Below are 26620 nucleotides of genomic sequence, written 5' to 3'. Positions count from 1 at the left end.
CGGCACATCATGGATCTCGCGACGCTCAAGGCTCTCAAGCCCACCGAGTACTCCGAAGCGGCCGGCGGTTACCGCAGCACCTCTGACATGGCCAGCGCGGCCAAGGACGCCATCGACAACCGGATCCAGGTGGCGATGAGGACCCAGCTAGAGGGCGAGGCAGCCACCGCGGCAGGCAAGCAGCTGGGGGAACTGAGCCAGAACTTCCACTACATCCAGGTGCAGTGCGGCCTCGTGAGCACCGCGCTCGACGCGTTCTCGTACGAGACGGAAGCGGCCAAACGGAAGCTCGACGCGGCCCTCGACGGCGCCAAGGCGGCCGGACTCACCGTGAACGCCGACGGCTCGGTCTCCTACCCGCCGGGAGGCGACAAAGGCGGGGACGGCAAAACCCCGGCGGGCGGCACGGTGAGCGGCCTGACGGACGGCACAGCCTCCGCCGTCGGCCGACAGGCGGCCAACTTGGACCCGAACCCCAATCACCGCCTCGCTCAGGACTGTGCCGACCTCATCGCCACCGCCCTCAAGGAGGCGACGGAAGCCGACGAGAAATGGGCACCGAAACTGCGGGCGCTGAAGGCGGACGACGACCTCACCGTCTCCGGCGCGGACTGGATCGACGTGAAGGAAGACACCGCTGGTGTCCTCAAGGGAGCAGGCGACTACCTGGACTCGTTCAGGGAGCCACCCAAGCAGGGGACGCCCGAGGAGAATGCCAAGTGGTGGCACGGCCTTACCGAAGAGCAGCAAGCTGCCTACATCTCTGTGCATCCCGACTCAATCGGCTGGATGGATGGGCTTCCTGCCACTGTGCGCGACGAGGCGAATCGGACCGTACTTGCCGAGGCTCGTGGTGTCGCGCAGACCGACCTGGATTCCTGGATGGCGAAGGAACCCAAACCGGCCTACGTCGAGCGCGAGATCATCAACGCCCAGACCGGTGAGCGATGGACGGCAAAGGTTCCCACCGAGGAATGGCGTGAGTGGGAGAAGAAGCGCAAGGAACTGCAGGACCCCCTCGACGGCATGGATGCGATCCAGAGCCGTTTCGACACCTACGTGGACGAGAGCACCCGCCCCTATCTGCTGGGCTTCGACGACAAGAACAACGGCCGCGTCATCGTCTCCGTCGGCAACCCCGACACCGCGGACAACGTCGTGACGTACGTTCCCGGGACTGGCTCCAAGCTGAGCAGCATCGACGGCGACATCAACCGCGCAGAAGTGCTCCAGGACCGAGCGAGCTCGACCGATCTCGCCCACAGCACAGCATCCATCATGTGGCTCGGTTACGACGCGCCGCAGGGCCTCCTCAGTGATGCGACCGACTCCAAGTACGCCGACAACGCCCGCGAACCGTTGAGTAACTTCCTGACCGGCATCGACACCGTTCACAACGGCAGCGTGAACTCAACTGTTCTTGGCCACAGTTACGGCACCCTGGTAGCCGGGGAGACCATGCGGGACCACCCCGACCTGCCTGTGGACAATGCGATCCTGGTGGGCAGCCCCGGGGTGGGTGTCGACCACGCCAAAGAACTCAACATCGGAGCTGACCGCGTTTTCGCGGCCACCGCCCAGAACGACCTGGTGAACCTGGCCCCGCCACCAGCCGGCACTCTGGCGCCGCTGAATCCGAACGCGTACATGCGACTCTTCGATGACCACTCGATCATGTACGGGAACGACCCGATATCCGATGAGTTCGGCGGACGAGTATTTCCAGTGGCTGAGGGGATGCTGCCGGGCTCGGACGGTTTAATGCCCGCTCACTCTCAGTATTGGGAGGGAAACTCACTGAATCACATGGCGAGAATCGTGACTGGAGGAGCTCCGTGAGACAGTCCCAGACGAAGTTTGTCATCGCTGCACTGATCATGGCGATCGGGACGACAGCATGCGGATCGGGACAGACCGGAAACACGAGCAGCAGGACACCATCGAAACAGGTCGCATTGGACGAGCAGCAGGCAACCCAGCGCGCGGAAGAAGTCATCCACCAAGCCGTGGATATCATGTCGCCCCAGCCGACGCTCAAGCGGACCGGATTGCGGCCAGTCGGTCCCTGTCTGGCCGACGACCACACCCCCGGCGAGCGCGTGCAAGTCCGCATCACGTACCAGCTGACCGATGTGCCGGATGACGCAGCGAAGAAGCTGGTGCGCCAGGCTCGAGACGCCTGGGTGGAGCGCGGATACAAGTTCCAGGGTTCGGATGCCGACTGGTCCGACCCTTTCCCGTCCGTCAGCATGCGCACGGTGCCCGACGACTTCTGGATGACCGCCCTCACTGGGGTCGTGGACCGGGCGGAGGGGGAAGGATTGGCGTCCATCAGTGTGACCTCACCGTGCTTCGCCGACGACAGCACCGCCTCTGCCGACTCTGCCTCCTTCCGGACCATCACCGACGAACAGGCAGAGCGCCGTGTGCTGGAGCACTCCAGCCGCCTCTACGACGCGCTTCGAGTACCCCACGCCTCAGCCCGGGACGGCGAGGGTATCGGCACTTACCAAGACGGCAGGGACACGTACTCGCATCACTCCTGGTCGACGCGACCGCTCACGACAGAGGAGACCGCCCTGGCGATGGCACGTGCCCGGGACTTCTTCGAGACCGCAGGATGGACCATGCGCGTCTCATCAGGGGCTGCGGGCCTATCGATTGCCGCCCGTAATCCCAGGGACGGGAGCATCGTCCAAGTGTCCCCGTCCACCAACGGCGTTGTACGCATTGCGGTGACGGCCGGTGCGGTACCCGAGACCGCGGTCTAGCTCAGGGCCGCGGCGGCCGAACGGCACGGTGCGCGCCATAGGGTTGAACTGGAATGGGCGACTCTTGAATAAGGCGTACGCGGCGATTGCCCTGATGACTTCGACAGCTATCCTCGCGGGAGGGTGCTCACAGGTGAGCGATGAGAAGAAGGCCGATATCCGCAACGAGCAAGCCGTCAAGGAAAACGTCGAGCACGCATCTAGCGAGATCCTCGACATCATAGGGGCGAACGGCAAGGTGACTAATTCAGGCGCCCTTCCCACTCCATGCTCGGACTACGCCCCCGAAGAGAACGTACATCGGATGCGCCACCCGTGGAGCATTTACGACGTCCGGGACGAAAAACTCAGGGAGGCTATGGGAAGTCTGCGAAAGGCACTGCCCTCGAAGGGGTGGGAGATCGTCAAGGACGGTCCCGACAGCAGTCAGGCCCAGCTTCCCCAGATCGTCGCCGACTCACCCGACGGACATATGTCCACCGACATCCGGTTGTGGATCGAAGCGCCCGGGAGCTCGTCCATGATCGAAGTCACTGTCGTTTCCGATTGCTTCCGCAGCGGTCCCAGTGCGACGGCCAAGGAGGATTGACGGCATCAGCGCCCGCCGGACGGCGTCGGCTTCTCCATCGACGCGGCACCCGTCTTCAGGACCTTCAGGAACAGCCCCTTCACCCGCACCCACTCGCTCACCTGGTCCACGATGTCCACCGTCCGGCCGTCCAGCGCCGGTGACGCCTCCGGATCCTCCATGGGTACCAGCAGCCACAGTCCGTGCGGGGCGTCCGCCGGGCGGCGGGCGGCCCCCTGGAGTGCCACCAGCAGCTCCCTGCCGCCGGCCGCCCAGTAACGGGCGGTGAGCGCGGCCTCGTGGGCGAAGAGCACCGTGCGCGGACCCGTCTGTTCCGCGAGGGCGACCGCCCGCTCGGCGACCCGCTCGGTCGCGGCCCGCGCGTAGGAGGCCAGGCCCGCGCCGAGCGTGCCCGAGGTGGCGAACGCGGCGTCCGCGCGCAGCAGTGCCTGCCACTCGACACCGTTCTCCGCGGCCAGCTCCCGCAACGCCGTGAGGAACAGGTCGTCCAGTGAGACCGGCACGATGTCGGAGCGCTCCGCCAGCCGCTCCGCGACACCCGGGAGTTCGGAAGCCTTGACGGTGAGCGCCAGGAACCCGCCGCGTCGGCGTGCGGCCTGCAGCCTGGCCGACCCTTATGGATCAAAGCGCCGCGGCTGAACTCCTGAACGAAGTCTGAGCCGGAGCCCTTCACCCAAATGCCGGCCTGGGCCGATGACCACCGAACCAAGGAACGCGCTCATGCCGAATCATGACAACTCGTCCCGGACAGTGACCGTCCCCACGTGCGACCACGGGCCCGTCACCGTCTGGGAGCCCGACTGGTGTACCGGAAGCGAAACAGAGCATCAGCCCGGCGGCTACCGCGTCGACATCACGCACGCGAGCCCTGACTACGAATTCACAGTTTCAACGAGCCGTGGCACGCCGGTGGTTCTGCGTGCGTGCTTCGAACAGCGCCCTTTCACCGAGCGCCCACCCGGTCACGTCCCCTTCATGAACGTCGAGATGGATGGCGACTGGCATCCGCACAGTTCCGACGATTTGCGCCGCCTCTCGGAGTCCCTCACGGCACACGCGGATCGGCTCCGGGAACTTGCCGACCGCCTCGACGGTCTCACCAACGCCTTCGATGCCACAAAGGGGACCACGCCTGCGGCGGCGAACCCTGAGAAGGGACGCGATGGCTGAACAAGCCACGCAGTCTGTTGGCACACCCGCTCACGCAGACGGACCCCACACATGACGTGGCCCCGGCCAGGAGGACTGGTCGGGGCCACGAAACCGCTGGTCAGAGCCACGGAACGGCCCTGGCCTCGGTAGGCCCTGTGGGACTCGAACCCACAACCAATGGATTAAAAGTCCACTGCTCTGCCAATTGAGCTAAGGGCCCGGGGCGTGTTGCGTGATGTTGCCATACCGAGCATAGCCCGACGCGGGCGGGACGCCGATCGGGTATCGGGGTCCCGGCCGTGTCGGGCAGGCGCCGAGGGCGGCGTGGCTACGGGTCCACCGGCTCGGGGGCGCTCGCGCGGGCCGTCGCGCGGGCCCGGGTGCGTTCGTGGTCGGGGTCGAGGAACCAGTGGCGGGCCGAGACCAGCCACCAGGTCGCGGCGAAGCCGAGGACGACCAGGACGGCGATGGGGGCGTAGTTGAAGGTCCCCCAGGTGACCGGGGATACCTGGGGCAGCATGAACAGGACCGTGATGACGCCGACCCACGTCACTGCCACCACGCCCACCGCCTGCGACCAGCGCCCCAGGTGCCACGGCCCGCGTTCGAAGGCGGCGCCCTTGCGGACGCGCAGCAGGGTCGGGATGACGTACGCGATGTAGAGGCCGATGACCGCGATGGAGGTGACGGCCGCGTACGCCGTTTCGTTGATCAGGTACGGCAGTCCGAGGACCAGCGCGGCCAGTGCCGCCAGCCAGACCGCCGCGACCGGCGTGCGGGTGCGCGGGTTCACCGTGTGCCAGATGTGGGAGTAGGGCAGCGCGCCGTCGCGCGAGAAGGCGTAGATCATGCGGCTGTTGGCCGTGACCGACGCCATTCCGCAGAACAACTGCGCCCCGATGACGACGAGGAGGAGCAGTTTGCCCGTGGTCGCGCCGAGCGCGTCGAGCAGGATCTGCGCGGGCGGCGCGCCGGTCGGGGACGTGAGGGCGCCTTCGTAGGACTGGATGGCGAAGGTGAAGCCGAGGAGGAGGACGAAGCCGGCGATCCAGGAGGTCCAGATGGAGCGGACGATGCCCTTGGGGCCGGCCGTGGACGCGTCGTGCGTCTCCTCGGTCATGTGGGCGGAGGCGTCGTAGCCGGTGAACGTGTACTGGGCCATCAGCAGGCCGATCAGGACGACGTAGACGCCGCTGCCCCAGCCGGTGTTGTTGACGAACTCGCCGAAGACGAAGGACGCCGACTGGTGCTGGTCGGGCGCGAAGGTCAGCGCGCCGACGATGACCGCCACGCCGAGGACGTGCCACCAGACGCTGATGCTGTTCAGGAGGCCGACGATGCGGACGCCGAAGGTGTTGAGCAGGCCGTGGAGGACGAGGATGGCCGCGAAGAGGAGGATCGTGCGGCCCGGCGTCACCTCGAAGCCGAACTGGAGGTTCAGGTAGGCGCCCAGGAAGGACGCGGCGCCGAAGTCGATGCCGGCGGTCACCGCGACCTGGCCCAGCACGTTGAACCAGCCCGTGAACCACGCCCAGGCGGCCGCCGTACGGGGCGGCGCGAGGCGGTGCGCCCAGAAGTACAGGCCGGCCGACGTCGGGTACGCCGAGCAGATCTCCGCCATCGCCAGGCCGACGAAGAGGGTCATCAGGCCTACGGCGACCCAGCCCCAGGTGATGACGGCGGGGCCGCCCGTGTTCATGCCGAACAGGTAGAGGGTCAGGCAGCCGGAGAGGACCGAGATGATGGTGAAGGAGACCGCGTAGTTGGAGAACGCCGACATGCGGCGGGCCAGAACCTGGGTGTAGCCGAGCTGGGCCAGCCGTTCCTCGTCCGACAGCCCACTTGCCTTGGCGTCATCTGTCATGCCCCCAGCAATTCCCCTACGGGGGACGTGACATGCGTCACTCCGTGGCCGGAAAGTGGTCCGGGGGCCGGGGGTCCGGGTGACAAAGCGCCGTGGCCTCCACCCGGTGGGGTGGAGGCCACGGCGCGTTCAGACGTTCAGACGTTCAGTCGTCCTGTCTTTCAGGCGTCAGCCGTTGCGCTTCCAGCGCGGCTTGTCGTCACGGCGGCCGAAGGAGGAACCGCGGTGGTCGTCCCGACGGCCGTACGGGCGGTCGTGGCCGCCGGAGCGGAAGCCGGGGCGGTCGCCCTGGCGGTCGCGGTTGAACGGACGGTCGCTGCCGGGGCGGTCGCCCTGGCGGTCACGGTTGAACGGACGGTCGCTGCCCCGGTGTCCACCTCGGTCGCCACCGCGGTCGTCACGGCGCTCGAACGAACGGCCACCACGGTCGCCGCCACGGTCGTCACGGCGCTCGAACGAACGGCCACCACGGTCGCCGCCACGGTCATCACGACGGTCGAAGGAACGGCCACCACGGTCGCCACCGCGGTCATCACGGCGCTCGAAGGAACGGCCACCACGGTCGCCACCGCGGTCGTCACGACGCTCGAACGAACGCCCGCCACGGTCACCGCCACGGTCGTCCCGGCGGAAGCCGCCACGGTCGCCACCCCGGTCGTCCCGGCGGTCGAAGGAACGGCCACCACGGTCGCCACCGCGGTCATCGCGACGGAAGCCACCACGGTCACCGCCACGGTCGTCCCGGCGGAAGCCGCCACGGTCGCCACCCCGGTCGTCCCGGCGGTCGTCACGGCGCTCGAAGGAACGGCCACCACGGTCGCCGCGGTCACCACGGTCGTAGGAACGGTCGCGGCCGTAGCCGCCGCTCCGCTCGGTCTTCTCCACGTCCCGCGCGCCCGGCTGCTCGGGCAGCGAGACCTCGGCGTCGGCCTCGGACGCGGCGGCGGCCACCTCGGCCAGCACCACCTCCGGGTCCTCGCCGCGCTCCCGCGCGACCCTGGCGACCAGCCGGTCCGCCTCCTCGCGCAGCTCGGTCGCGCGCCGCTGGGCCCGCTCCAGCTCCTTGTTGAGCTGGGCGACCTCGCGCTCGGCCTGCTGCGCCGCGTTGCCCGCGGACTCGGCCTGGACCTCGGTCATCGACCGGGCGCCGGTGATCTCGGCGACCTCCGGGTCGAAGGCCGCGCCACCCTGGATGATGTGGCGCGCGGCGTCGACGCCCGCGTCCTCCATCAGACGGAAGATCTGGCGCCGCTGGTGCGGCAGGGAGAGGGAGACGACGGTGCCGGTACGGCCGGCGCGCGCCGTACGGCCGGCGCGGTGCAGGTAGTCCTTGTGGTCACCGGCCGGGTCCACGTTCAGGACCAGGTCGATGCCGTCGACGTGGATACCGCGGGCGGCGACGTCGGTGGCGACCAGGACGTTGACGTACCCGTCCTTGAAGTCGGCCAGCGTGCGCGTACGAGCGCCCTGGGTCATGCCGCCGTGCAGCGCGTCGGCCTTCGCTCCGGCGTCGCGCAGCTGCTCGGCGACGCGGTCGGCGCCGAGCTGGGTGCGGACGAAGATGATGGTGCGGCCCTTGCGGGAGGCGATGGCCGCGGTGACCGGCGCCTTGTCCTTGGGCTTCACGACCAGGATGTGGTGCGACATGGTCGTCACGGCGCCCTGGGCGGCGTCGACCTCGTGGCTGACCGGGTCCTTGAGGTACCGGTCGACGAGGGTCTTGATCTCGTTCTCCATGGTCGCGGAGAACAGCATCCGCTGACCGCCCGCCGGCACCTGGTCGAGGAGTTCGGTGACCTCGGGCATGAAGCCCAGGTCGGACATCTGGTCCGCCTCGTCGAGAACGGCGATCTCCACGTTCTCCAGGGAGCAGGCGCCACGCTTGATGATGTCGCGCAGACGGCCCGGGGTGGCGACGAGGACGTCGACGCCGCGCTCCAGGGCGTAGATCTGGTTGCCCATGGAGGTGCCGCCGCACACGACCTTCATCTTCAGCCCGAGGACGTCCCCGTACGGCTGGAGCGCGTCCGCGACCTGCATGGCCAGCTCACGGGTCGGCGTCAGGATGACGGCGCGGGGCTTGTGCTTCTCGGTGCGGCCGCCGGCCAGCGTGGCCAGGGTCGGCAGACCGAAGGAGAGGGTCTTGCCGGAGCCGGTGCGGCCCCGGCCGAGGATGTCCTTGCCGGCCAGGGCGTCCGGGATGGTCGCGGCCTGGATCGGGAAGGGAGCGGTCACGCCGTTCTGCGCGAGCTTGCGCACGATGCCCTCGGGCAGGCCGAGCGAGGCGAAGGTGACCTCGGGAGCGGCGGCCTCTACGGCCTCCGTCCCGGTCTCCTCGACCGCCTCGGCGATGTCGGGGGTGTCGGCGTTCTCGGGCACGACGACGTGATCAGTACTGATGATGGACATGCGAATGCGAAACCTTCCGGAGTCTCTCAGTCGGCACGCGCCCGTCAACTCCGTGAATCGCGATTCGCAATACGACCGCCTCAATGCGGTCCACCACGGCAAGGGAGAGAGTACGCGCCACACGGCGCGCTCTGCGGTGGCGCCGGGCAAATGGGATCAGACGATCTACTACCATACGCACCCCGTACCTCCGAAGGCAAACCGGATAGCACACGCCCAGCTCAGCGGGGCTGCCGACCCGCGCGTCCGCCGGGTGCCCGGGCCCCCGGACCGCCCCGGCGGCCCTACACCGGTGCCCCCGCCTCGGGGGCCGGCTCCCGCTGCGCCAGCTGGGTCCCCGGAGGCTCGTGCGCCGACGAGGAGGGCTCCGCCACCGTCGGCTCCGGCGTCGGGGAAGCGGGCGGCTCGGCGGTCGGTGTCGGCTGCGGCTCGACCGTCCGGGTGGGCTCCGCGGGCGGCGGAGCGGTGGGGGCCGGTTCGTCGTCCCCGCCCTTCCCCGGCGGGGGCCCGGCCGGGTGTACGGGCGCCGGGGCCGAGGGCGAGGCGTCCTTGCCCTTGCCGCCCTCGCCCTTGTTCCGGCCCTTGCCCTTGCCCTTGCCCTTGCCGTCGCCCTTGCCCTTCTCCCCCTTCCCCCGCCCGCGCCCCTCGTCGGCCGCCGCCGCGCCGTGCCCGGCGGTGCCGCCCGACACCTCGGGGCCGCCCCCGGACACCTCGCCGTCCCGTTCACCGGCGGAGTGCGACGGCCTGACGCCCCCATCGGACACGTCGTCGCCGACGCTCATGCAGCCGGCGGCGGCGGCGACGGCCACGGCCGTGACGGCCAGACGGACGGGTACGTACAAGGGGCGCACGGGCGGCCACCTCCGGGGGTCAAGGAGTCACCGTGTCCAACTCCCTTCACCCACAAGAGGACACGCGCCGCGCGCCGCGGACCTTGACCCGAGCGCGTCATCCGTACCCGGAGGAGTCACCCGTACCCGGAGGAGTCACCCGCGCCCGAGCGTGTCACCCGCTCCCGGAGGCATCCCCCGCACCCGAGAAGCGCCCAAGGGGCTCACCCGCACCGGGTAAGCGCACCCAAGGGGCTCACCCGTCCCCTCACACGTCCCCGGAAGGCCCACCCGGAAGGCCCACCCGAGAGGCTCACCCGTACCCCAGGGCGTGCAGCCGCTCGTCGTCGATCCCGAAGTGGTGCGCGATCTCGTGGACCACCGTCACCTCGGTCTCCGCGACGACGTCCTCGCGCGACTCGCAGAACCGCAGCGTCGGCCCCCGGTAGATGGTGATCCGGTCCGGCAGCACACCCGCGTACCACTCCCCGCGCTCCGTCAGCGGCGTCCCCTCGTACAGCCCGAGCAGCTCGGGATCGTCGGCCGGCGGTTCGTCCTCGACGAACACCGCGACGTTGTCCATCAGCCGCGTCAGCTCCGGCGGGATCCGGTCCAGGGCCTCGGCGACCAGTTCCTCGAACTCCTCGCGCGTCATCTCCAGCACAGGCCCATTGTCGGGTACGACCGTGGAGTACGACACAGCCGTTCCGCAGGCGCCCCCTCGCGCTTCACGCCGCGTCACCACCACCGTCCGGCAGCCGGAGGCCGCCGCCCGCATACCCGCCCCGGGCCTTGGGCATACGGGACCAATGGCCCGCGTCCCCGCCGCAGCCCTGCACGCCCTGGCCGAGGTGATGAACCCCATCCGCCCCCTTCGCAACGCCTCACGCTCCCTCACCCGCCGCCGCCCCGCCCGCCGGGCGTCCACGGCGGCCGGCCTCACCCCCCGGCCGCGCCCCTGGACCCGCGCCGCCGGTCTCGTCGCCGTCGTCCTCCTCGGCACCTGGCTGGGCCTGCTGGTCGTGGGCGACGTCCGCGTCCCGGTCGGCCCCATGAACACGACGATGACCCTGCGCCCGTCCGTCGCGGGCGGCACGAAGATCAACGTCTCGCCGCTGGGCGCCCTCCAGTTCGACAGCCACGTCGCCCCGGTCCGCCTCGACGTCAACGTCGACCAGCTCGACCCCGGCCGCGCCCAGGCCCTCGTCGATCACCCCGAACGCCTCTCCGGCCTCCAGGACGAGGTCGCGCAGGACGTCGGACGCGGCACCCTCGACCTCGCCGTCCGCTCCTGCGTCGCCGTCGTCACCGGCGCCACCGCCCTCGGCCTCGCCGTCTACCGGCGCCCCCGGCCCGCCCTCGCGGCCGGCGGCCTCGCCCTCACCCTCCTGGTCGCCTCCGGCGGCACCGCGTACGCGACCTGGAACCCCGACTCCGTGCTCGAACCGAGGTTCTCCGGACTGCTCTCCTCCGCGCCCTCCCTCGTCGGCGACGCGCGCAGCATCGTCACGGAGTTCGACGTCTACCAGAAGGAGCTGGCCCGCCTGGTCACGAACGTGACCAAGCTCTACGACGCCACCTCCACGCTCCCCGCCTACCAGCCCGACCCGACCACGCTCCGCGTCCTGCACGTGTCCGACATCCACCTGAACCCGGCGAGCTGGAAGATCATCGCCTCGCTGGTGGAGCAGTACAAGGTCAACGTGATCGTCGACTCCGGCGACACGATGGACCACGGCACCGCGGCGGAGAACGGCTTCCTCGACCCCATCGAGGACCTCGGCGCCCCGTACGTCTGGGTCCGCGGCAACCACGACTCCCGCGTCACCCAGGAGTACCTGAAGGGCCTGAAGAACGTGCACGTCCTGGACGACGGCCGGGCCCGGACCGTCGCCGGCCTGCGCTTCGCCGGCATCGGCGATCCGCAGTTCACCCCCGACCGCTCGAGGCCGGAGGGCGCCGAGGCCTCCCAGGAACTCGCCGGCGCCCGGCTGGCCTCCGCCCTGCGCGACCAGCGGGCGGCCGGTACCCCCGTGGACGTCGCCGTCGCCCACGAGCCGTCGGCGGCCCGCGAGGTGGACGGCGAGGTGCCGCTGGTGCTCGCCGGTCACGTCCACCGCGAGGACATGGAGATCATGAAGTACGGCACCCGCCTGCGCATCGAGGGCTCCACCGGCGGCAGCGGCCTGCGCGCGGTCGAGGGCGAGTACCCCGACCCGATCCAGGCGTCGATCCTCTACTTCGACCGGGACAGCCGGCGCCTCCAGGCCTGGGACGAGATCAAGCTCGGCGGCCTGGGCCTGTCGACGGCGGAGGTCAGCCGCCACCTGCCCAAGGAGAACCAGCCCGGCGCGACCCCCTCCCCGACGGGCACCGGCCCGTCCCCCACCGGCACGGGCCGCTCCCCCGCCGGCCCGGGACCCACCGGCAGGGGCCCCACCGGCGCCGCTTCGACCAGCCCGTCCCCCAGCCCGCCGTAAACCGTTTTGGCGATACCTCTCGCCATCCCATATGCTTCTCACGTCCCCGACGCGCTGAGAAGCGCCCAGGCGGGCCGATAGCCCTCATCGTCTAGCGGCCTAGGACGCCGCCCTTTCAAGGCGGTAGCACGGGTTCGAATCCCGTTGGGGGCACGCAGTACGGTGTGCGACACTGTCGTACACGAGCTTGGTCCTGTGGAGCAGTTTGGAGTGCTCGCCACCCTGTCAAGGTGGAGGCCGCGGGTTCAAATCCCGTCAGGACCGCTGAGGTTTCACGTGAAACCTCGCGGCTGGGTAGCTCAGTTGGTACGAGCGATCGCCTGAAAAGCGATAGGTCGCCGGTTCGACCCCGGCCCCAGCCACATGCGACCCCCGTCGAGATCATCGACGGGGGTTTTGTGTTGCGCGAGGGACGGCCGGCTCGACCGGACGGAAATCGTTCGCCACGAAATTGGCGGGGATGAGATCCTGGAATCCGTATGTCTACGCACCCCGCCCCCGCCCTCGGCGCCCTCGCACCCCGGCTGACCGAGCTGTCCCTGCGCGACTCGCACCGGCTCGGTCGGAGGCTCGAGGGTGCGCGGAAGATCCGTAAGCCGGAGGCCCGCGCCGCCGTTCTCGCCGAGATCGAGGCGGAGGTGGCCAAGGCCGAGCAGCGCATCGGTGAGCGCCGGGCCCGTGTGCCCGCCGTCAGCTATCCCGAGCAGCTGCCCGTCAGCCAGAAGAAGGACGTGATCGCGGAGGCCATCCGTGATCACCAGGTCGTCATCGTCGCCGGTGAGACGGGGTCCGGGAAGACCACCCAGATCCCGAAGATCTGTGTCGAGCTGGGCCGCGGTGTGCGCGGCATGATCGGGCACACCCAGCCGCGAAGGATCGCCGCGCGTACCGTCGCCGAGCGGGTGGCGGACGAGCTGGACACCCCGCTCGGTGAGGCCGTCGGCTGGAAGGTGCGGTTCACCGACCAGGTGAACCCGGACGCCACCTTCATCAAGCTGATGACGGACGGCATTCTGCTCGCCGAGATCCAGACCGACCGCGAGCTGCGCGCCTACGACACGATCATCATCGACGAGGCCCACGAGCGGTCCCTCAACATCGACTTCCTCCTCGGGTACCTGGCGCAGCTGCTGCCGAAGCGGCCGGACCTCAAGGTCGTCATCACCTCGGCGACCATCGACCCCGAGCGTTTCTCCCGGCACTTCGGCGACGCCCCGATCATCGAGGTCAGCGGGCGGACGTATCCCGTGGAGGTGCGCTACCGGCCGCTCCTCGAAGAGGACGGTGACGACGCCGACCGGGACCAGATCACCGCGATCACCGACGCCGTCGAGGAGCTGATGGGAGAGGGCAAGGGCGACATCCTCGTCTTCCTCTCCGGTGAGCGGGAGATCCGGGACACCGCGGACGCGCTGGAGAAGAAGAAGTACAGATTCACCGAGGTACTGCCGCTGTACGCGCGGCTTTCGCACGCCGAGCAGCACCGCGTCTTCCAGCAGCACACCGGACGGAGGATCGTGCTGGCGACCAACGTCGCCGAGACCTCCCTCACCGTCCCGGGCATCAAGTACGTCATCGACCCCGGCTTCGCCCGGATCTCCCGGTACAGCCACCGCACCAAGGTGCAGCGGCTGCCGATCGAACCGATCTCGCAGGCCAGCGCCAACCAGCGCAAGGGCCGTTGCGGGCGGACCAGCGACGGCATCTGCATCCGGCTGTACTCCGAGGACGACTTCGACGCCCGCCCTGAGTTCACGGACGCGGAGATCCTCCGCACCAACCTCGCCTCCGTCATCCTGCAGATGACCGCGGCCGGCCTCGGCGACATCGAGAAGTTCCCCTTCATCGACCCGCCGGACCACCGCAACATCCGTGACGGTGTGCAGCTCCTCCAGGAGCTGGGCGCGCTCGACCCCGCGCAGAAGGACGCACGGAAACGGCTCACGGACACCGGGCGGAAGCTGGCCCAGCTGCCCGTGGACCCGCGGCTGGCCCGGATGGTGCTGGAGGCCGACAAGAACGGCTGCGTCCGCGAGGTCATGGTCATCGCGGCGGCGCTGTCCATCCAGGACCCGCGGGAGCGCCCGGCCGAGAAGCAGGCGCAGGCCGACCAGCAGCACGCCCGCTTCAAGGACGAGACCAGCGACTTCCTGGCCTTCCTCAACCTCTGGCGGTACGTCCGGGAGCAGCAGAAGGAACGGGGCTCGTCGTCCTTCCGCCGGATGTGCAAGCAGGAGTACCTCAACTTCCTGCGGATCCGCGAGTGGCAGGACATCTACACGCAGCTGCGCACGGTCGCCAAGCAGATGGGCCTCCATCTCAACGACGAGGACCACGCCGCGCCGGACGACCGTGTGCACGTGTCGCTGCTGGCGGGACTGCTCTCCCACGTCGGCATGAAGGACGTGAAGGAGGGCGCGAAGAACGAGTACCTGGGCGCCCGCAGCGCCAAGTTCGCGATCTTCCCCGGTTCGGCGCTCTTCAAGAAGCCCCCGCGCTTCGTGATGTCCGCCGAGCTGGTGGAGACCTCCCGCCTCTGGGCCCGCGTCAACGCGAAGATCGAGCCGGAGTGGGTGGAGCCGCTCGCCGGACACCTCCTCAAGCGCACGTACAGCGAGCCGCACTGGGAGAAGGACCAGGCGGCCGTGATGGCCTACGAGAAGGTCACGCTGTACGGCGTACCGATCGTGGCCCAGCGCAAGGTGAACTACGGACGGATCGATCCCGAGGCCAGCCGCGAGCTTTTCATCCGCAACGCCCTGGTCGAGGGCGACTGGCGTACGCACCACAAGTTCTTCGCCGACAACCGCCGGCTGCTGACCGAGGTCGAGGAGCTGGAGCACCGCGCCCGGCGCCGGGACATCCTGGTCGACGACGAGACGCTGTTCGACTTCTACGACCAGCGGGTACCCGAACACGTCGTCTCGGGTGCGCACTTCGACTCGTGGTGGAAGCACAAGCGGCACGAGCAGCCCGACTTCCTCGACTTCGAGCGCGAGATGCTCATCAACGAGAAGGCGGGGGCGGTCACCAAGGACGACTACCCGGACTCCTGGCGTCAGGGGCCGCTGAAGTTCCGCGTGACCTACCAGTTCGAGCCGGGCGCGGACGCCGACGGCGTGACCGTCCACGTTCCGCTCCACGTGCTCAACCAGGTCACCGGCGAGGGCTTCGACTGGCAGATCCCGGGACTGCGGGAGCAGGTCGTCACGGAGCTGATCCGTTCCCTTCCCAAGCCGATCCGCCGCCACTACGTACCGGCCCCGAACTACGCGCAGGCGTTCCTGGAGCGGGCCGTGCCCCTTCAGGAGCCGTTGACGGTGACCATGGCGCGGGAGCTGAAGCGCATGGTGGGGGTGCCGTTCGACGCCGAGGACTTCGACTGGGCCAAGGTGCCCGACCATCTGAAGATCACTTTCCGGATCGTCGACGAGCGGCGCCGCAAGCTGGCCGAGGACAAGGACCTGGAGGTCCTGAAGCTCCGGCTGAAGCCGAAGGCGCGCAAGGCCCTCTCCCAGGCCGCGGCGGCCACCGCCGAGCGCAGCGGCGGCGAGTCCCTGGAGCGTGCCGGGCTGACGGACTGGACGATCGGCACGCTGTCCCGGGTCTTCGAGACGCGCCGGGCCGGTCAGCCGGTGAAGGCGTATCCGGCGCTGGTCGACGACGGCGACACGGTTTCCGTACGCCTCTTCGACACCGAGGCCGAGCAGGCGCAGGCGATGTGGAAGGGCACGCGCCGGCTGATCCTGCGCAACATCCCGGTCAATCCGGCGAAGTTCGCGTCCGAGAAGCTGACCAACCAGCAGAAGCTGGGCCTGTCGGCGAATCCGCACGGGACGATCCAGGCCCTGTTCGACGACTGCGCGACGGCGGCGGCGGACCGGCTGATCGCGGACTTCGGCGGGCCGGCGTGGGACGAGGAGTCGTACCGGAAGCTCTACGACAAGGTCCGCGCGGAGATCGTCGACACGACCGTCCGCACCGTGGGCCAGGTGCAGCAGGTCCTGGCCGCCTGGCAGGCCTGCGAACGCCGCCTGAAGGCCGTGCGGAGCCCCGCGCTGCTGGCGAACCTGCAGGACGTGCGGGGGCAGTTGGACGCGCTGGTGAAGCCCGGATTCGTCACGGAGGCGGGGATCGGACGGCTGCCGGACCTGATGCGCTACCTGGTCGCCGCCGACCGTCGGCTGCAGCAGATGCCGACCGGCGTCCAGCGGGACACGTCCCGGATGGAGAAGGTCCACGAGATGCGGGACGAATACGCGTGGCTGCTGGAGCAGATGCCCCAGGGCCGGCCGGTCCCGCAGCAGGTCCTGGACGTCCGCTGGATGATCGAGGAGCTCCGGGTCAGCTACTTCGCGCACGCGCTGGGCACGGCGTACCCCGTCTCCGACAAGCGGATCGTGAAGGCGATCGACGCGCTCGCGCCGTAACGGGACCCGTACGGAGGGTGAGTTCGACCCGGGGGCTCGCCCTCCTGTAGAGTCTCGTCTCGCAGCGCAACGCAGAAAAGCGCGGCAAAACCTGGTCCTGTGGAGCAGTTTGGAGTGCTCGCCACCCTGTCAAGGTGGAGGCCGCGGGTTCAAATCCCGTCAGGACCGCAGCGAAGAAGGCCCGCATCTCATCGATGCGGGCCTTCTTCTTGTCCCTCGCCCTCCCCCGAGGCACCCGCCACCGGGTACGGCCCGCCCCGTCAGGACCGCGGCGAGGAAGTCCGCCCATCCACCCGCACGGACCTCCGCTCACGCGCCTCTCCCACCCCGGGCGCACCTCCTCCCCCCGAAAAGCGCTCAGCGGCCCTCTGGCGGCCTTGACGGCGTCACATTCACTCGGTACTCCAAAGACAGGGCACGTTCTCCGTGTGGCCCCTGGAGGTGGCGTATGGCGGCATCGGTCAGGCACGAGACGCGGGCCCTGCTCCGCGCGCACCTGTCGGCCGCGTCGTCGTACGGCCATCTGACGCGCCACTGCCCGATCTGCCACCGGCTGCTGCGACTGGCGCTGGACTCGCCCGCCACACAGTCCCCTACGGGCCGTCAGGAGGCCGCCGGAGAGGGGAGCACGTCCACCACGTGAAGGCCGCCGGCCCCAACACCCTTGCCGCGCCGACCTACTGGAGCCCGCGCCTCCTCTAGCGCACATGTGCCGACGCCAACAAGCGTCGCACCATGTGACGGGTGTCACTGTATGAGATTTTGAAACGGTGGCACTTACGACTCCCCTACAACTGGTCAATTTAATATGTGCAATTGCACTGCCCTCCGCAGTGCGCACACAGCGGATCCGACACCCCTCCCCAGACTCCGACAAGGCCGCTCACAGGACCCGCCCGCAGCCCACCGGCCGGACACAGGATCGGACACGGGCCGGACACGGGACCGGACACAAAAAGATCGCGCTGGACCCGGCGGAGTCCAGCGCGATCCACGACGCACCCCTGTTGGGGCAGGAACGGCGCCGCTTGAAGCTGTGGTTCCGAGCAGCTGGGCAGATTGGGGGATCTGCCGTTTTGCCCGGTTATTCAGTTGTTCAGGCCTCGCTGCGCTGCTGCGGAATGCCCGCGAGCAGAGCGCGGACCTCGGCTTCGCGGTAGCGGCGATGCCCGCCGAGCGTGCGGATCGACGTGAGCTTGCCGGCCTTCGCCCAGCGCGTGACCGTCTTCGGGTCGACGCGGAACATGGTGGCGACCTCAGCCGGGGTCAGCAGCGGCTCGGCATCAGGGGTGCGAGCGGTCATGAGCGGCCTCCTCGGGAGAACCGAACCTTCTCGGTTCTTTCCTCTAAATTCTGCACCTTGACCCGCGTTGCCCGAAATGGCGGACGCGAGTCGAGTCGGTTATAGGACGAACGGCTTGTCCTCGGCACTACAACTACACCATCTGTCCAGCCGCGTCGGCCAAACCGATGGAATTGCCCTCCCAGGTGTTCATCAGCGACGGAAGCCGATGGACCATGCCATAGCGGACAGTCACGCCACTGTGACGATCAGTCACAGTGGCGTGCAGGAGTCACCAGACCCCCCAAAGCGTGCAATGCTGAGATTCCACCCACAGTGCACCACAGCAGGACGGAAGGAGCCCTCCCCGGGCCCCTTGTCCTATTTTGGCACGAGGAGGGGGAAGCGGCGCAAGAGTGCTGTACGTGCAGTCCGTCACGCTTGACGCTTACGCCCGGATCGGGACCTACGTCCCTTGTTGACAAAACATCAGCCCACACCGGGCAGGTGTCGGATCGGAAGACGAAACCCCACATCGGGCGGTACGTCAAACGTCAGTTCGCCGACCGCCGGTCCCGCACCGCCCGCCAGCGCTCCACGAGCCGCCCGTACGCGGCCCCCGCCGTCACCCCGTCGCCGCGGCGCAGCGCGTCGATGCCCTCGGCCACGTCGGCCGCGGAGTGGTCGTCCTCCAACTCGCCGGCCGGCAGGGCGTGCACGAGTCCGCCGTAGTCGAGTTCCACCAGCGAGCGCGGGTGGAACTCCTCCAGCCAGCGCCCGACGTCCACCAGGCCGTCGATGAGCGGCCCCTCGTCCATGGCCTCCTTCAGGGCCCGCAGGCCCCGGGCCACCCTCCGGCGGGCCTGCGCCATCGGGGTCCGGTAGCGCAGCACCGGCGCGGCCGCCCCTTCGCCGTCCCCGCCCTTGTCGTACTCCCGCTCCGCGTCGGAGACCAGCACGAACCAGTTGATCGGGACCTGCCAGGTCGCGGTGCGGATCCAGGGGCGGGCGTCGGGGTTGCGCTCCAGCCAGCGCTCGTAGTCCTGGGCGGTCTGGCGGCGTACGACCGGCGGGAGCAGGGCGTCCAGCACCGGTTCCGGGAAGTCCTCGGCCAGTTCCCCCAGGGCCTGCCAGCCGCGCAGCCGGGTCCGCCAGGGGCAGACGCAGACCACGCCGTCGACCTCGGCCACGAAGGCGTCGGCGCTCTCGTGCACCGGCACCGCCACGGGCGGGGTGGGCAGCAGATCGGTCAGGGAGCGGCGGAGTTCGTCCTGGTAGGAGGGCAGGTCGGTGCGGTGGGCGTAGCGGGTCCAGTGGCCCCGCTCCTCCTCCGGGAAGGCCGCCAGCGGCTCGTACACACGCAGGTACGCCGCGTACGGGACGATCACCGAGGACACCTTGGGCACGCCTGCTCCCTCCCCCGCACGCCGCCGCGAAAACCCGCGGGAGCGGATCACGGGCGCGCGGGAACCCTGCGAATCGTCGCACCTCCGTACTCCGTGCGGAGGTGATCCTGAGCACTGTGCGGCGGACGGGCGCCCCCAGGCTCTAATCTCATGCCAAAGTCCCCGCCGCCCCATTCCGCCAAAAGCGGGGGGACCCACGGGGACCGTCACCACCCGCCGCACCTACACAGGAGTCACCACCGTGACCGACGTAACCGGCGCACCTGCTGATGTACTGCACACCCTGTTCCACTCGGACCAGGGGGGACATGAGCAAGTCGTGCTCTGCCAGGACCGTGCCAGCGGCCTCAAGGCCGTCATCGCCATCCACTCCACCGACCTGGGCCCCGCGCTCGGCGGTACGCGCTTCTACCCGTACGCGAGCGAGGCGGAGGCCGTCGCCGACGCGCTGAACCTCGCGCGCGGGATGTCGTACAAGAACGCCATGGCCGGCCTCGAGCACGGCGGCGGCAAGGCCGTGATCATCGGTGATCCGGAGCAGATCAAGAGCGAGGAGCTGCTCCTCGCCTACGGCCGGTTCGTCGCCTCGCTCGGCGGCCGGTACGTCACCGCCTGCGACGTCGGCACCTACGTCGCCGACATGGACGTCGTGGCGCGCGAGTGCCGCTGGACGACCGGCCGCTCCCCCGAGAACGGCGGGGCGGGCGACTCCTCCGTGCTCACCTCCTTCGGCGTCTACCAGGGCATGCGGGCCGCCGCCCAGCACCTGTGGGGCGACCCGACGCTGCGCGACCGCACCGTCGGCATCGCGGGCGTCGGCAAGGTCGGCCACCACCTGGTCGAGCACCTGCTCGCCGAGGGCGCGCACGTCGTCATCACGGACGTGCGCAAGGACGTCGTGCGGTCCATCACCGAGCGGCACCCGTCGGTGATCGCCGTCGCCGACACCGACGCGCTGATCCGGGTCGAGAACCTGGACATCTACGCGCCCTGCGCGCTCGGCGGCGCGCTGAACGACGACACCGTGCCGGTGCTGACCGCCAAGGTGGTGTGCGGCGCGGCCAACAACCAGCTCGCCCACCCGGGTGTGGAGAAGGACCTCGCCGACCGCGGGATCCTCTACGCGCCGGACTACGTGGTGAACGCCGGCGGTGTCATCCAGGTCGCCGACGAGCTGCACGGTTTCGACTTCGACCGGTGCAAGGCGAAGGCCGCGAAGATCTACGACACCACGCTGGCCATATTCGCACGTGCGAAGGAGGACGGTATTCCGCCGGCCGCCGCGGCCGACCGGATCGCCGAGCAGCGGATGGCGGAGGCGCGTACCCGGCGCTGAGCGCACGCTCACCGCGCGCGTCGACCCCCGGCGGTGATCCGACGGCGAGCCGGCTGCGATCCAGCCGCGGTCCGACGGTGACCCGGCAGTGATCCGGCCGTGTTCGGCGGTGATCACGCGCGGGTTCGGGGAAGGTTCTTCGAACGTTTGAGCGGTACCCGCCGGGGGCCGGTTGGAGAGAACTCTCACTTATCCCGGCGGGTCGAGCGTCGAAAGGTGGTTAAAATCGCCGTTGACCAGCGAGGACGGGGCGCCTCGAAGGTCCTGGGCGTGGCCACGTCCTACGGGCGACGTACCGTATGGGCGTGGGCTCAGGTACCGTGGAAGCCCTACGGACCGGTCTCTCCACGGAGAGCCCGTTCCGGACCATGAACGCGTGTCAAGACTCTGGGGCCGTCGAGCCCCGTCGTTGAGGGGGTCGAGCCATGGGGCGCGGCCGGGCCAAGGCCAAGCAGACGAAGGTCGCCCGCCAGCTGAAGTACAACAGCGGTGGGACTGATCTCTCCCGCCTGGCCGAGGAGCTGGGCGCATCGCCGTCGAATCCGCAACCGCCTAACGGCGAGCAATTCGAGGACGATGAGCAGGACGATGACGTGTACGCACGGTACGCCGACCTCTATGAGGACGACGACCAGGACGAGGACGGCCAGTCCCCGCAACAGCGACGCGGCGCTTGACCCTGCACTGAACACTCACCCGGTCGGTGACTCACGTCACCGACCGGGTTCTGTGCTACCACCCGTACGGTCGTCGGGTTGTGCGCTGCCCGTACAGCCGCCGGGCTCTGTGCTGCCCGTACGGCCGTCGGGTTCTGTGCCATGTGCACGGCCGTGGCCTCAGGCGGCGTAGTCGCCGACGAGAGCCGCGCCCGTCTCGTGGTCGCCGCGGTCGGTGATCTCGCCTGCCACCCAGGCGTCCACGCCGCGGTCGGCCAGGGTCGCCAGGGCCACGTCCGTCGACTCCTCCGGGACGATGGCGATCATGCCCACGCCCATGTTGAGGGTCTTCTCCAGCTCCAGGCGCTCCACCCGGCCCGTCGTGCCGACGAGGTCGAAGATCGCGCCCGGGGTCCAGGTGGAGCGGTCGACGACGGCGTGCAGGCCGTCGGGGATCACTCGGGCCAGGTTGGCGGCGAGTCCGCCGCCGGTGACGTGGCTGAAGGCGTGGACCTCGGTGGTGCGCGTGAGGGCCAGGCAGTCCAGGGAGTAGATCTTGGTGGGCTCCAGCAGCTCCTCGCCGAGGGTGCGGCCGAGGCCGTCGAGGTGCGCGTCCAGGGACAGGCCGCCCTCGTTCAGCAGGACGTGGCGGACGAGCGAGTACCCGTTCGAGTGAAGTCCGGAGGCCGCCATGGCGACGACCGCGTCACCCGCGCGGATGCGATCGGCGCCCAGCAGCCGGTCGGCCTCCACGACACCCGTACCCGCGCCGGCGACGTCGAAGTCGTCCGCGCCGAGCAGGCCGGGGTGCTCGGCGGTCTCGCCGCCCACCAGGGCGCAGCCGGCCAGTACGCAGCCCTCGGCGATGCCCTTGACGATGGCGGCGACACGCTCGGGGTGGACCTTGCCGACACAGATGTAGTCGGTCATGAAGAGCGGCTCGGCGCCGCACACCACGATGTCGTCCATGACCATGGCGACCAGGTCGTGGCCGATGGTGTCGTAGACGCCGAGCTGCCGGGCGATGTCGACCTTGGTGCCGACGCCGTCCGTGGCGGAGGCGAGCAGGGGGCGCTCGTAGCGCTTGAGGGCGGAGGCGTCGAAGAGGCCGGCGAAACCGCCGAGGCCGCCGAGGACCTCGGGGCGCTGCGTCTTCTTCACCCACTCCTTCATGAGCTCGACGGCGCGGTCGCCCGCCTCGATGTCCACACCTGCAGTTTTGTAAGAGGCTGCGGCGTTGCTGGCACCAGTTGTGTCAGGCATGACGATGAGAACCTTCGTGTCGTACGGCGGGGAGGGCCTGGGAGGCGGACGGCTACGGGCGACGGATGGCGTCGGTGGCGGCCGTACCGGCGGGCCCGGCGGCCAGCTCGGTCTCCAGAAGCTGCTTGCCGAGCAGCTCGGGGTCGGGGAGCTCCATCGGGTACTCGCCGTCGAAGCAGGCGCGGCACAGGTTCGGCTTGGCGATGGTGGTCGCCTCGATCATGCCGTCGATGGAGATGTACGCCAGGGAGTCGGCGCCCATGGAGGTGCCGATCTCCTCGACACTCATGCCGTTGGCGATGAGCTCGGCGCGGGTCGCGAAGTCGATGCCGAAGAAGCAGGGCCACTTCACGGGCGGGGACGAGATCCGGATGTGGACCTCGGCGGCGCCGGCCTCGCGGAGCATGCGGACCAGGGCCCGCTGGGTGTTGCCGCGGACGATGGAGTCGTCCACGACGACCAGCCGCTTGCCCTTGATGACTTCCTTCAGGGGATTCAGCTTCAGGCGGATGCCGAGCTGGCGGATGGTCTGCGAGGGCTGGATGAAGGTGCGGCCGACGTAGGCGTTCTTCACCAGGCCGGCGCCGAACGGGATACCGGAGGCCTCGGCGTAGCCGATGGCGGCGGGGGTGCCGGACTCCGGGGTCGCTATGACGAGGTCCGCCTCGGCGGGGGCCTCCTTCGCCAGCTTGCGGCCCATCTCGACGCGCGAGAGGTAGACGTTGCGGCCGGCGATGTCGGTGTCCGGGCGGGCCAGGTACACGTACTCGAAGACACAGCCCTTGGGCTTCGCTTCCGCGAATCGGGAAGTGCGCAGGCCGTTCTCGTCGATGGCGACGAACTCGCCCGGCTCGATCTCGCGGACGTAGGAGGCGCCGCAGATGTCGAGGGCGGCGGACTCGGAGGCGACGACCCAGCCGCGCTCCAGCCGGCCGAGGACCAGGGGGCGGATGCCCTGCGGGTCACGGGCGGCGTAGAGGGTGTGCTCGTCCATGAAGACGAGGCTGAAGGCGCCGCGCACCTGGGGCAGCACCTTGCCGGCCGCCTCCTCGATGGTCAGCGGCTTGCCGTCGTCGTCGACCTGGGCCGCGAGGAGCGCGGTCAGCAGGTCGGTGTCGTTGGTCGCCGCGACCCGCGTGGAGCGTCCGTCCTGCTTGGGCAGGTCGGCGACCATCTCGGCGAGCTGGGCGGTGTTGACGAGGTTGCCGTTGTGCCCGAGCGCGATGGAGCCCTGGGCGGTGGCACGGAACGTCGGCTGGGCGTTCTCCCACACGGAGGCACCGGTGGTCGAGTAGCGGGCGTGACCGACCGCGATGTGACCCTGGAGCGAACCGAGAGAGGTTTCGTCGAAGACCTGGGAAACCAGGCCCATGTCCTTGAAGACGAGGATCTGGGAGCCGTTGCTGACCGCGATTCCCGCGGATTCCTGGCCCCGATGCTGGAGGGCGTAGAGCCCGAAGTACGTGAGCTTTGCGACCTCTTCGCCCGGAGCCCAGACACCGAAGACGCCGCAAGCGTCCTGGGGGCCCTTCTCGCCGGGAAGCAGATCGTGATTGAGTCGACCGTCACCACGTGGCACGCCTCCGAGTGTAGGCGAGGTCGACCACTGGTCCGAATTGGGGACATGGGCTCACGCGTGGCTCACTGCTCGGCGACGGCCCGGACGGTGTCGCCGTCCTTGCTGGTCAGCGTGAGGATTTCATGATCGATGCGGTACTCGATCCGGTCGCCGAAGAAGCGCAGTATCCGCTTCTCGGCGTCCATGAGTGAACCTTCGCACATCATTCGGGTGGTGGAGGGGGTGCCGAGGGTGATATGTCCGTCGCGGACAGTGGCCTCGGCGTTGACGTGGTTGCAGGGCAGGCGGCCGGCGACGGTCTTCGCGTCGCGGTCGAAGGTGAGGTGGGTGCCGCCCTCCCGGCCGGGCGTCGTGACGGTCCACTTCGTGCCGTGCAGGGGCGCGTCCTCCTGCCTGCTGAGCTCGACCGTGTCGCCGCCGGCGGTGGTCAGGGTGAGCCGTTCGCCCCGGGTCCTGGCGGTGAGTTCGGCGTCGAGGGCGCGACCGAGCGACTTCTCGAAGCCGGCGGGCGTGTCCGCGCAGCCCTTCTCGGTGAACACGGCGTCGCTGAGCCGGACGCGCTCGCCGTCGACGTCGGCGCGGGCACTGAAGGTGTTGCAGCCGGTGCTGCCGGCCGCCTCCCCGCGGTCGTCGATCCGGACCCGCGCGGAGGCGGGCGCCTGGTGGGTGGTGCCGTCCACGGTGACGGAGTCGATGCTCCACCGGACGCCGGTGACGGACTCGCCCGCGCCGACGGAGCCGCTGCCGCCGTCGGCCTGCTCACTGCCGCAGGCCGCCGCGAGGGGGACGAGCACGGCGACGGCGGCCACGGTCAGGGACAGGGTCTGGGTCTTGCTGCGCTGCTGCTTCTGCCTGTACATGCCGATCCGACGGAGGTGCGGAGGGTCTGGTTCCCCTCCGCCCGCTCAGCTGAGCAACGGCAGCAGTTCTCCGAGGTCGGCCCGCTCCCCGCTCGCGGTCACCCGCGCGTCGTCCACGGCGTCCTTCCAGGCCAGCCGCCCGGTCGCCAGGCGGACCCAGGTCAGCGGGTCGGTCTCGACGACGTTGGGCGGGGTACCGCGGGTGTGCCGGGGGCCCTCGACGCACTGCACGACGGCGTACGGCGGAATCCGCACCTCCGTCGAGCCGCCCGGCGCCTTCACGGCGAGCGCGTCGGCCAGCAGCCGGGTCGCGGCGGCCAGCGCCTGCCGGTCGTACGGGATGTCGAGGCCGGGCACGGCGTCGTTCAGGTCGTCGGTGTGGACGACCAGCTCGACGGTGCGGGTGACGACGTAGTCGGCGAGCGGCAGGGCACCGGCGCCGGTGGGCAGCAGCCTGCTGCCCGGGTGGGCGTCGAGGCGTTCGGTGAAGCGCCGCTCGACGTCGGCGAGGTGGGCGTCGGGGTCCGGGTGCTCCGCCGCCAGTCCGCGGGCGGTCGCGGCGATGGCGTCCGCGTCGGCGGCGATCGCGAACGGCCAGTCGAGCAGCCGCCCGTCCTGCCGCGCGGGCTCGGGCTCCCCGAGCAGCCGGTCCACGGCCGTCAGCACCGCCCCGACGTGCGCGACCAGCTCCCGCACGGTCCACTCCCCGAGCCGCGTCGGCAGCGCGAGCTGCTCGGGGGTGAGGGTGCGGACGGCCGCCCGTACGCTGCCGAACTGGGCGAGCACGGCGGTGCGGGTGCGGGCGGGGTCGTAGGCGCGGAGGCGTTTTCTGGCCGGGGGCATGGGATGAGCCTATGCGGGTGCGGTCGTCGGCGAAGGCGCGTCGAATATCTCGCCGTTGCGAGGGACGCCGATGCCGTGCCAGGTGAAGGGAACGCCCCGGGCGGTGTCCGGGTCGGGGCCGTCCATCAGCTGGAAGTGGACGTGCGGCTCGGTGGAGTTGCCGGAGTTGCCGCACCGGGCGAGCATCTGCCCGGCGCGCACCCGGTCGCCCTCGCGGACGGCGAACGAACCGCGTCGCACGTGGGCGTACATCGCGTACGTGCCGCCGCCGAGGTCCAGCACCAGATGGTTGCCGACGATCCGACGGACCCCGCCCAGCTCGCGGACCGAGCCCTCGACGAGCATCAGGTACAGCAGCGCGGGCAGCGAGTTGCGGCTCAGGTGGTCGCGCTGGGTGCCGTGGGTTCGGACGACCGTGCCGTCGGCCACCGCGAGCAGCGGTGCGCCGAACGCCGGGAAGTACTGATTGCGGCGGGCGATCGGCCACAGGACGCGGAAGCCGGGACGGGCGCCGGGCTCCGGCTCGGCGACGAGGTCGATGGCGAAGGTCTGGCCGTAGGCGTGGACGCCGTGGCTCGGGGTGCGGTCGGCGGGGCTGTTCAGCGCGGACCAGCGGCCGGTGACGGGCGGGCCGGTCTCGACGGGTTCACGGGCGACGCCCGGAGCGTCGGGGGCGCCGCCGCCCCAGCGGTTGACCACGGTGATCAGGACGTACGCCAGGACCAGCGGCAGGCAGTTCAGCCAGAAGGGATGGCCCAGGCCGATGAGGACGTCGGCGGCCACCAGGGCCAAGAAGGCGAGTTGCAGCACCCGGAAGGTGGTCATGGCGATTTTGCGTACAGACATCGTTCCCCCTTGCTCATGACGATC

General features: G+C 69.7%; 21 protein-coding genes and 5 tRNA genes. 13 read left to right on the top strand and 13 right to left on the bottom strand.

The genetic code is table 11. The features are described from left to right. Positions 1-9 precede the first annotated feature (9 nt). The 3 genes from ACP4J0_RS30995 to ACP4J0_RS30985 all read left to right on the top strand — a co-directional run bounded on the left by ACP4J0_RS30995 (position 10) and on the right by ACP4J0_RS30985 (position 3360). On the top strand, positions 10-1839 hold the full coding sequence (locus ACP4J0_RS30995) for an alpha/beta hydrolase (RefSeq protein ID WP_426602031.1): 1830 nt from the start codon (positions 10-12) through the stop codon (positions 1837-1839). Further along, entirely contained in the window at positions 1836-2771 is a 936-nt protein-coding gene (locus ACP4J0_RS30990; protein ID WP_426602030.1) for a hypothetical protein, read from the top strand. The genes ACP4J0_RS30995 and ACP4J0_RS30990 overlap by 4 nt, the downstream gene beginning before the upstream one ends. A 133-nt stretch (positions 2772-2904) precedes the next feature. Further along, complete coding sequence (locus ACP4J0_RS30985; protein WP_426602029.1) at positions 2905-3360, top strand: hypothetical protein; 456 nt, start codon at positions 2905-2907, stop codon at positions 3358-3360. A 5-nt stretch (positions 3361-3365) separates the two neighbouring features. Here ACP4J0_RS30985 and ACP4J0_RS30980 read toward each other — a convergent pair whose 3' ends face one another. Beyond that, the gene (locus tag ACP4J0_RS30980; protein ID WP_426602028.1) at positions 3366-3863 is read right to left on the bottom strand and encodes a hypothetical protein; all 498 of its coding nucleotides are present in this window, start codon (positions 3861-3863) and stop codon (positions 3366-3368) included. Positions 3864-4080: 217 nt separating this feature from the next. On the opposite strand from ACP4J0_RS30980, the gene ACP4J0_RS30975 reads away from it, so the two are divergent. Continuing rightward, a complete protein-coding gene (locus ACP4J0_RS30975; RefSeq protein WP_426602027.1) occupies positions 4081-4530 on the top strand; it encodes a DUF6907 domain-containing protein in 450 nt (149 codons plus the stop codon). Positions 4531-4659: 129 nt separating this feature from the next. Here ACP4J0_RS30975 and ACP4J0_RS30970 read toward each other — a convergent pair. The 5 genes from ACP4J0_RS30970 to ACP4J0_RS30950 form a co-directional block, all read right to left on the bottom strand. Further along, positions 4660-4732 (bottom strand) — tRNA-Lys (locus ACP4J0_RS30970). Positions 4733-4840: 108 nt separating this feature from the next. Next, positions 4841-6376: an amino acid permease gene (locus tag ACP4J0_RS30965; RefSeq protein WP_426602026.1), complete on the bottom strand. Its 1536-nt coding sequence runs from the start codon at positions 6374-6376 to the stop codon at positions 4841-4843. 168 nt (positions 6377-6544) lie between these two features. After that, positions 6545-8785 (bottom strand): DEAD/DEAH box helicase, encoded by a 2241-nt coding sequence (locus ACP4J0_RS30960; protein WP_426602025.1) that lies wholly within the window; start codon positions 8783-8785, stop codon positions 6545-6547. A gap of 284 nt (positions 8786-9069) precedes the next feature. Then, entirely contained in the window at positions 9070-9636 is a 567-nt protein-coding gene (locus ACP4J0_RS30955) for a hypothetical protein (RefSeq protein WP_426602024.1), read from the bottom strand. A gap of 292 nt (positions 9637-9928) precedes the next feature. After that, positions 9929-10279, bottom strand: a complete 351-nt coding sequence (locus ACP4J0_RS30950) for a metallopeptidase family protein (RefSeq protein WP_426523027.1) — start codon at positions 10277-10279, stop codon at positions 9929-9931. A 145-nt stretch (positions 10280-10424) separates the two neighbouring features. Between ACP4J0_RS30950 and ACP4J0_RS30945 the strand changes: the two genes are divergently transcribed. The 7 genes from ACP4J0_RS30945 to ACP4J0_RS30915 all read left to right on the top strand — a co-directional run bounded on the left by ACP4J0_RS30945 (position 10425) and on the right by ACP4J0_RS30915 (position 17168). Then, the gene (locus ACP4J0_RS30945; protein ID WP_426602023.1) at positions 10425-12095 is read left to right on the top strand and encodes a metallophosphoesterase family protein; all 1671 of its coding nucleotides are present in this window, start codon (positions 10425-10427) and stop codon (positions 12093-12095) included. Positions 12096-12175: 80 nt separating this feature from the next. After that, a tRNA-Glu gene (locus ACP4J0_RS30940) sits at positions 12176-12248 on the top strand. A 36-nt stretch (positions 12249-12284) separates the two neighbouring features. Further along, positions 12285-12359 (top strand) — tRNA-Asp (locus tag ACP4J0_RS30935). A 24-nt stretch (positions 12360-12383) separates the two neighbouring features. Beyond that, positions 12384-12457: transfer RNA gene (locus ACP4J0_RS30930), tRNA-Phe, on the top strand. 117 nt (positions 12458-12574) lie between these two features. Next, a complete protein-coding gene (gene hrpA, locus ACP4J0_RS30925) occupies positions 12575-16525 on the top strand; it encodes an ATP-dependent RNA helicase HrpA (protein WP_426602022.1) in 3951 nt (1316 codons plus the stop codon). A gap of 93 nt (positions 16526-16618) precedes the next feature. Further along, a tRNA-Asp gene (locus ACP4J0_RS30920) sits at positions 16619-16693 on the top strand. A 280-nt stretch (positions 16694-16973) separates the two neighbouring features. Then, positions 16974-17168 (top strand): DUF6274 family protein, encoded by a 195-nt coding sequence (locus ACP4J0_RS30915; protein ID WP_426602021.1) that lies wholly within the window; start codon positions 16974-16976, stop codon positions 17166-17168. Between the two features lie 453 nt (positions 17169-17621). On the opposite strand, the gene bldC is transcribed toward ACP4J0_RS30915, so the two are convergent. Next, entirely contained in the window at positions 17622-17828 is a 207-nt protein-coding gene (gene bldC, locus ACP4J0_RS30910) for a developmental transcriptional regulator BldC (RefSeq protein WP_003949541.1), read from the bottom strand. 533 nt (positions 17829-18361) lie between these two features. Beyond that, complete coding sequence (locus tag ACP4J0_RS30905; protein WP_426602020.1) at positions 18362-19213, bottom strand: hypothetical protein; 852 nt, start codon at positions 19211-19213, stop codon at positions 18362-18364. A gap of 241 nt (positions 19214-19454) precedes the next feature. On the opposite strand from ACP4J0_RS30905, the gene ACP4J0_RS30900 reads away from it, so the two are divergent. Next, entirely contained in the window at positions 19455-20549 is a 1095-nt protein-coding gene (locus ACP4J0_RS30900) for a Leu/Phe/Val dehydrogenase (RefSeq protein ID WP_426602019.1), read from the top strand. Positions 20550-20974: 425 nt separating this feature from the next. Further along, positions 20975-21226 carry a DUF3073 domain-containing protein gene (locus tag ACP4J0_RS30895; RefSeq protein WP_398134132.1) on the top strand — a complete coding sequence of 84 codons (252 nt, stop codon included), beginning with the start codon at positions 20975-20977 and terminating at the stop codon, positions 21224-21226. Positions 21227-21385: 159 nt separating this feature from the next. Here the strand turns inward: ACP4J0_RS30895 and purM are convergent, their stop codons facing one another. From purM to ACP4J0_RS30870, 5 genes are all read right to left on the bottom strand, one after another. Further along, positions 21386-22468 (bottom strand): phosphoribosylformylglycinamidine cyclo-ligase, encoded by a 1083-nt coding sequence (gene purM, locus ACP4J0_RS30890; RefSeq protein ID WP_426602018.1) that lies wholly within the window; start codon positions 22466-22468, stop codon positions 21386-21388. 52 nt (positions 22469-22520) lie between these two features. Then, positions 22521-24047 (bottom strand): amidophosphoribosyltransferase, encoded by a 1527-nt coding sequence (purF, locus tag ACP4J0_RS30885; protein WP_426523020.1) that lies wholly within the window; start codon positions 24045-24047, stop codon positions 22521-22523. A gap of 62 nt (positions 24048-24109) precedes the next feature. Then, on the bottom strand, positions 24110-24907 hold the full coding sequence (locus ACP4J0_RS30880; RefSeq protein WP_426602017.1) for an META domain-containing protein: 798 nt from the start codon (positions 24905-24907) through the stop codon (positions 24110-24112). A gap of 45 nt (positions 24908-24952) precedes the next feature. Continuing rightward, the gene (locus tag ACP4J0_RS30875; protein ID WP_426602016.1) at positions 24953-25750 is read right to left on the bottom strand and encodes a sterol carrier family protein; all 798 of its coding nucleotides are present in this window, start codon (positions 25748-25750) and stop codon (positions 24953-24955) included. A gap of 9 nt (positions 25751-25759) precedes the next feature. Beyond that, entirely contained in the window at positions 25760-26596 is an 837-nt protein-coding gene (locus ACP4J0_RS30870; protein ID WP_426602015.1) for a M23 family metallopeptidase, read from the bottom strand. Positions 26597-26620 lie beyond the last annotated feature (24 nt).

Source organism: Streptomyces sp. WG7 (genome assembly GCF_049975785.1).
In the GTDB taxonomy this organism is placed as follows: Bacteria; Actinomycetota; Actinomycetes; order Streptomycetales; family Streptomycetaceae; genus Streptomyces.
Note: the sequence above shows the minus strand (reverse complement) of the source record. Positions and strands in the feature narration are given on the sequence as shown.

Bases quoted from the DNA above. Each gene is read 5' to 3' on its own strand.
- ACP4J0_RS30880 (WP_426602017.1), bottom strand. From the start codon at position 24,907: ATGTACAGGCAGAAGCAGCAGCGCAGCAAGACCCAGACCCTGTCCCTG.
- ACP4J0_RS30870 (WP_426602015.1), bottom strand. From the start codon at position 26,596: ATGTCTGTACGCAAAATCGCCATGACCACCTTCCGGGTGCTGCAACTC.
- ACP4J0_RS30965 (WP_426602026.1), bottom strand. From the start codon at position 6,376: ATGACAGATGACGCCAAGGCAAGTGGGCTGTCGGACGAGGAACGGCTG.
- bldC (WP_003949541.1), bottom strand. From the start codon at position 17,828: ATGACCGCTCGCACCCCTGATGCCGAGCCGCTGCTGACCCCGGCTGAG.
- ACP4J0_RS30995 (WP_426602031.1), top strand. From the start codon at position 10: ATGGATCTCGCGACGCTCAAGGCTCTCAAGCCCACCGAGTACTCCGAA.
- purM (WP_426602018.1), bottom strand. From the start codon at position 22,468: ATGCCTGACACAACTGGTGCCAGCAACGCCGCAGCCTCTTACAAAACT.
- ACP4J0_RS30915 (WP_426602021.1), top strand. From the start codon at position 16,974: ATGGCGGCATCGGTCAGGCACGAGACGCGGGCCCTGCTCCGCGCGCAC.
- ACP4J0_RS30975 (WP_426602027.1), top strand. From the start codon at position 4,081: ATGCCGAATCATGACAACTCGTCCCGGACAGTGACCGTCCCCACGTGC.
- ACP4J0_RS30895 (WP_398134132.1), top strand. From the start codon at position 20,975: ATGGGGCGCGGCCGGGCCAAGGCCAAGCAGACGAAGGTCGCCCGCCAG.
- ACP4J0_RS30875 (WP_426602016.1), bottom strand. From the start codon at position 25,750: ATGCCCCCGGCCAGAAAACGCCTCCGCGCCTACGACCCCGCCCGCACC.
- ACP4J0_RS30960 (WP_426602025.1), bottom strand. From the start codon at position 8,785: ATGTCCATCATCAGTACTGATCACGTCGTCGTGCCCGAGAACGCCGAC.
- ACP4J0_RS30945 (WP_426602023.1), top strand. From the start codon at position 10,425: ATGGCCCGCGTCCCCGCCGCAGCCCTGCACGCCCTGGCCGAGGTGATG.
- hrpA (WP_426602022.1), top strand. From the start codon at position 12,575: ATGTCTACGCACCCCGCCCCCGCCCTCGGCGCCCTCGCACCCCGGCTG.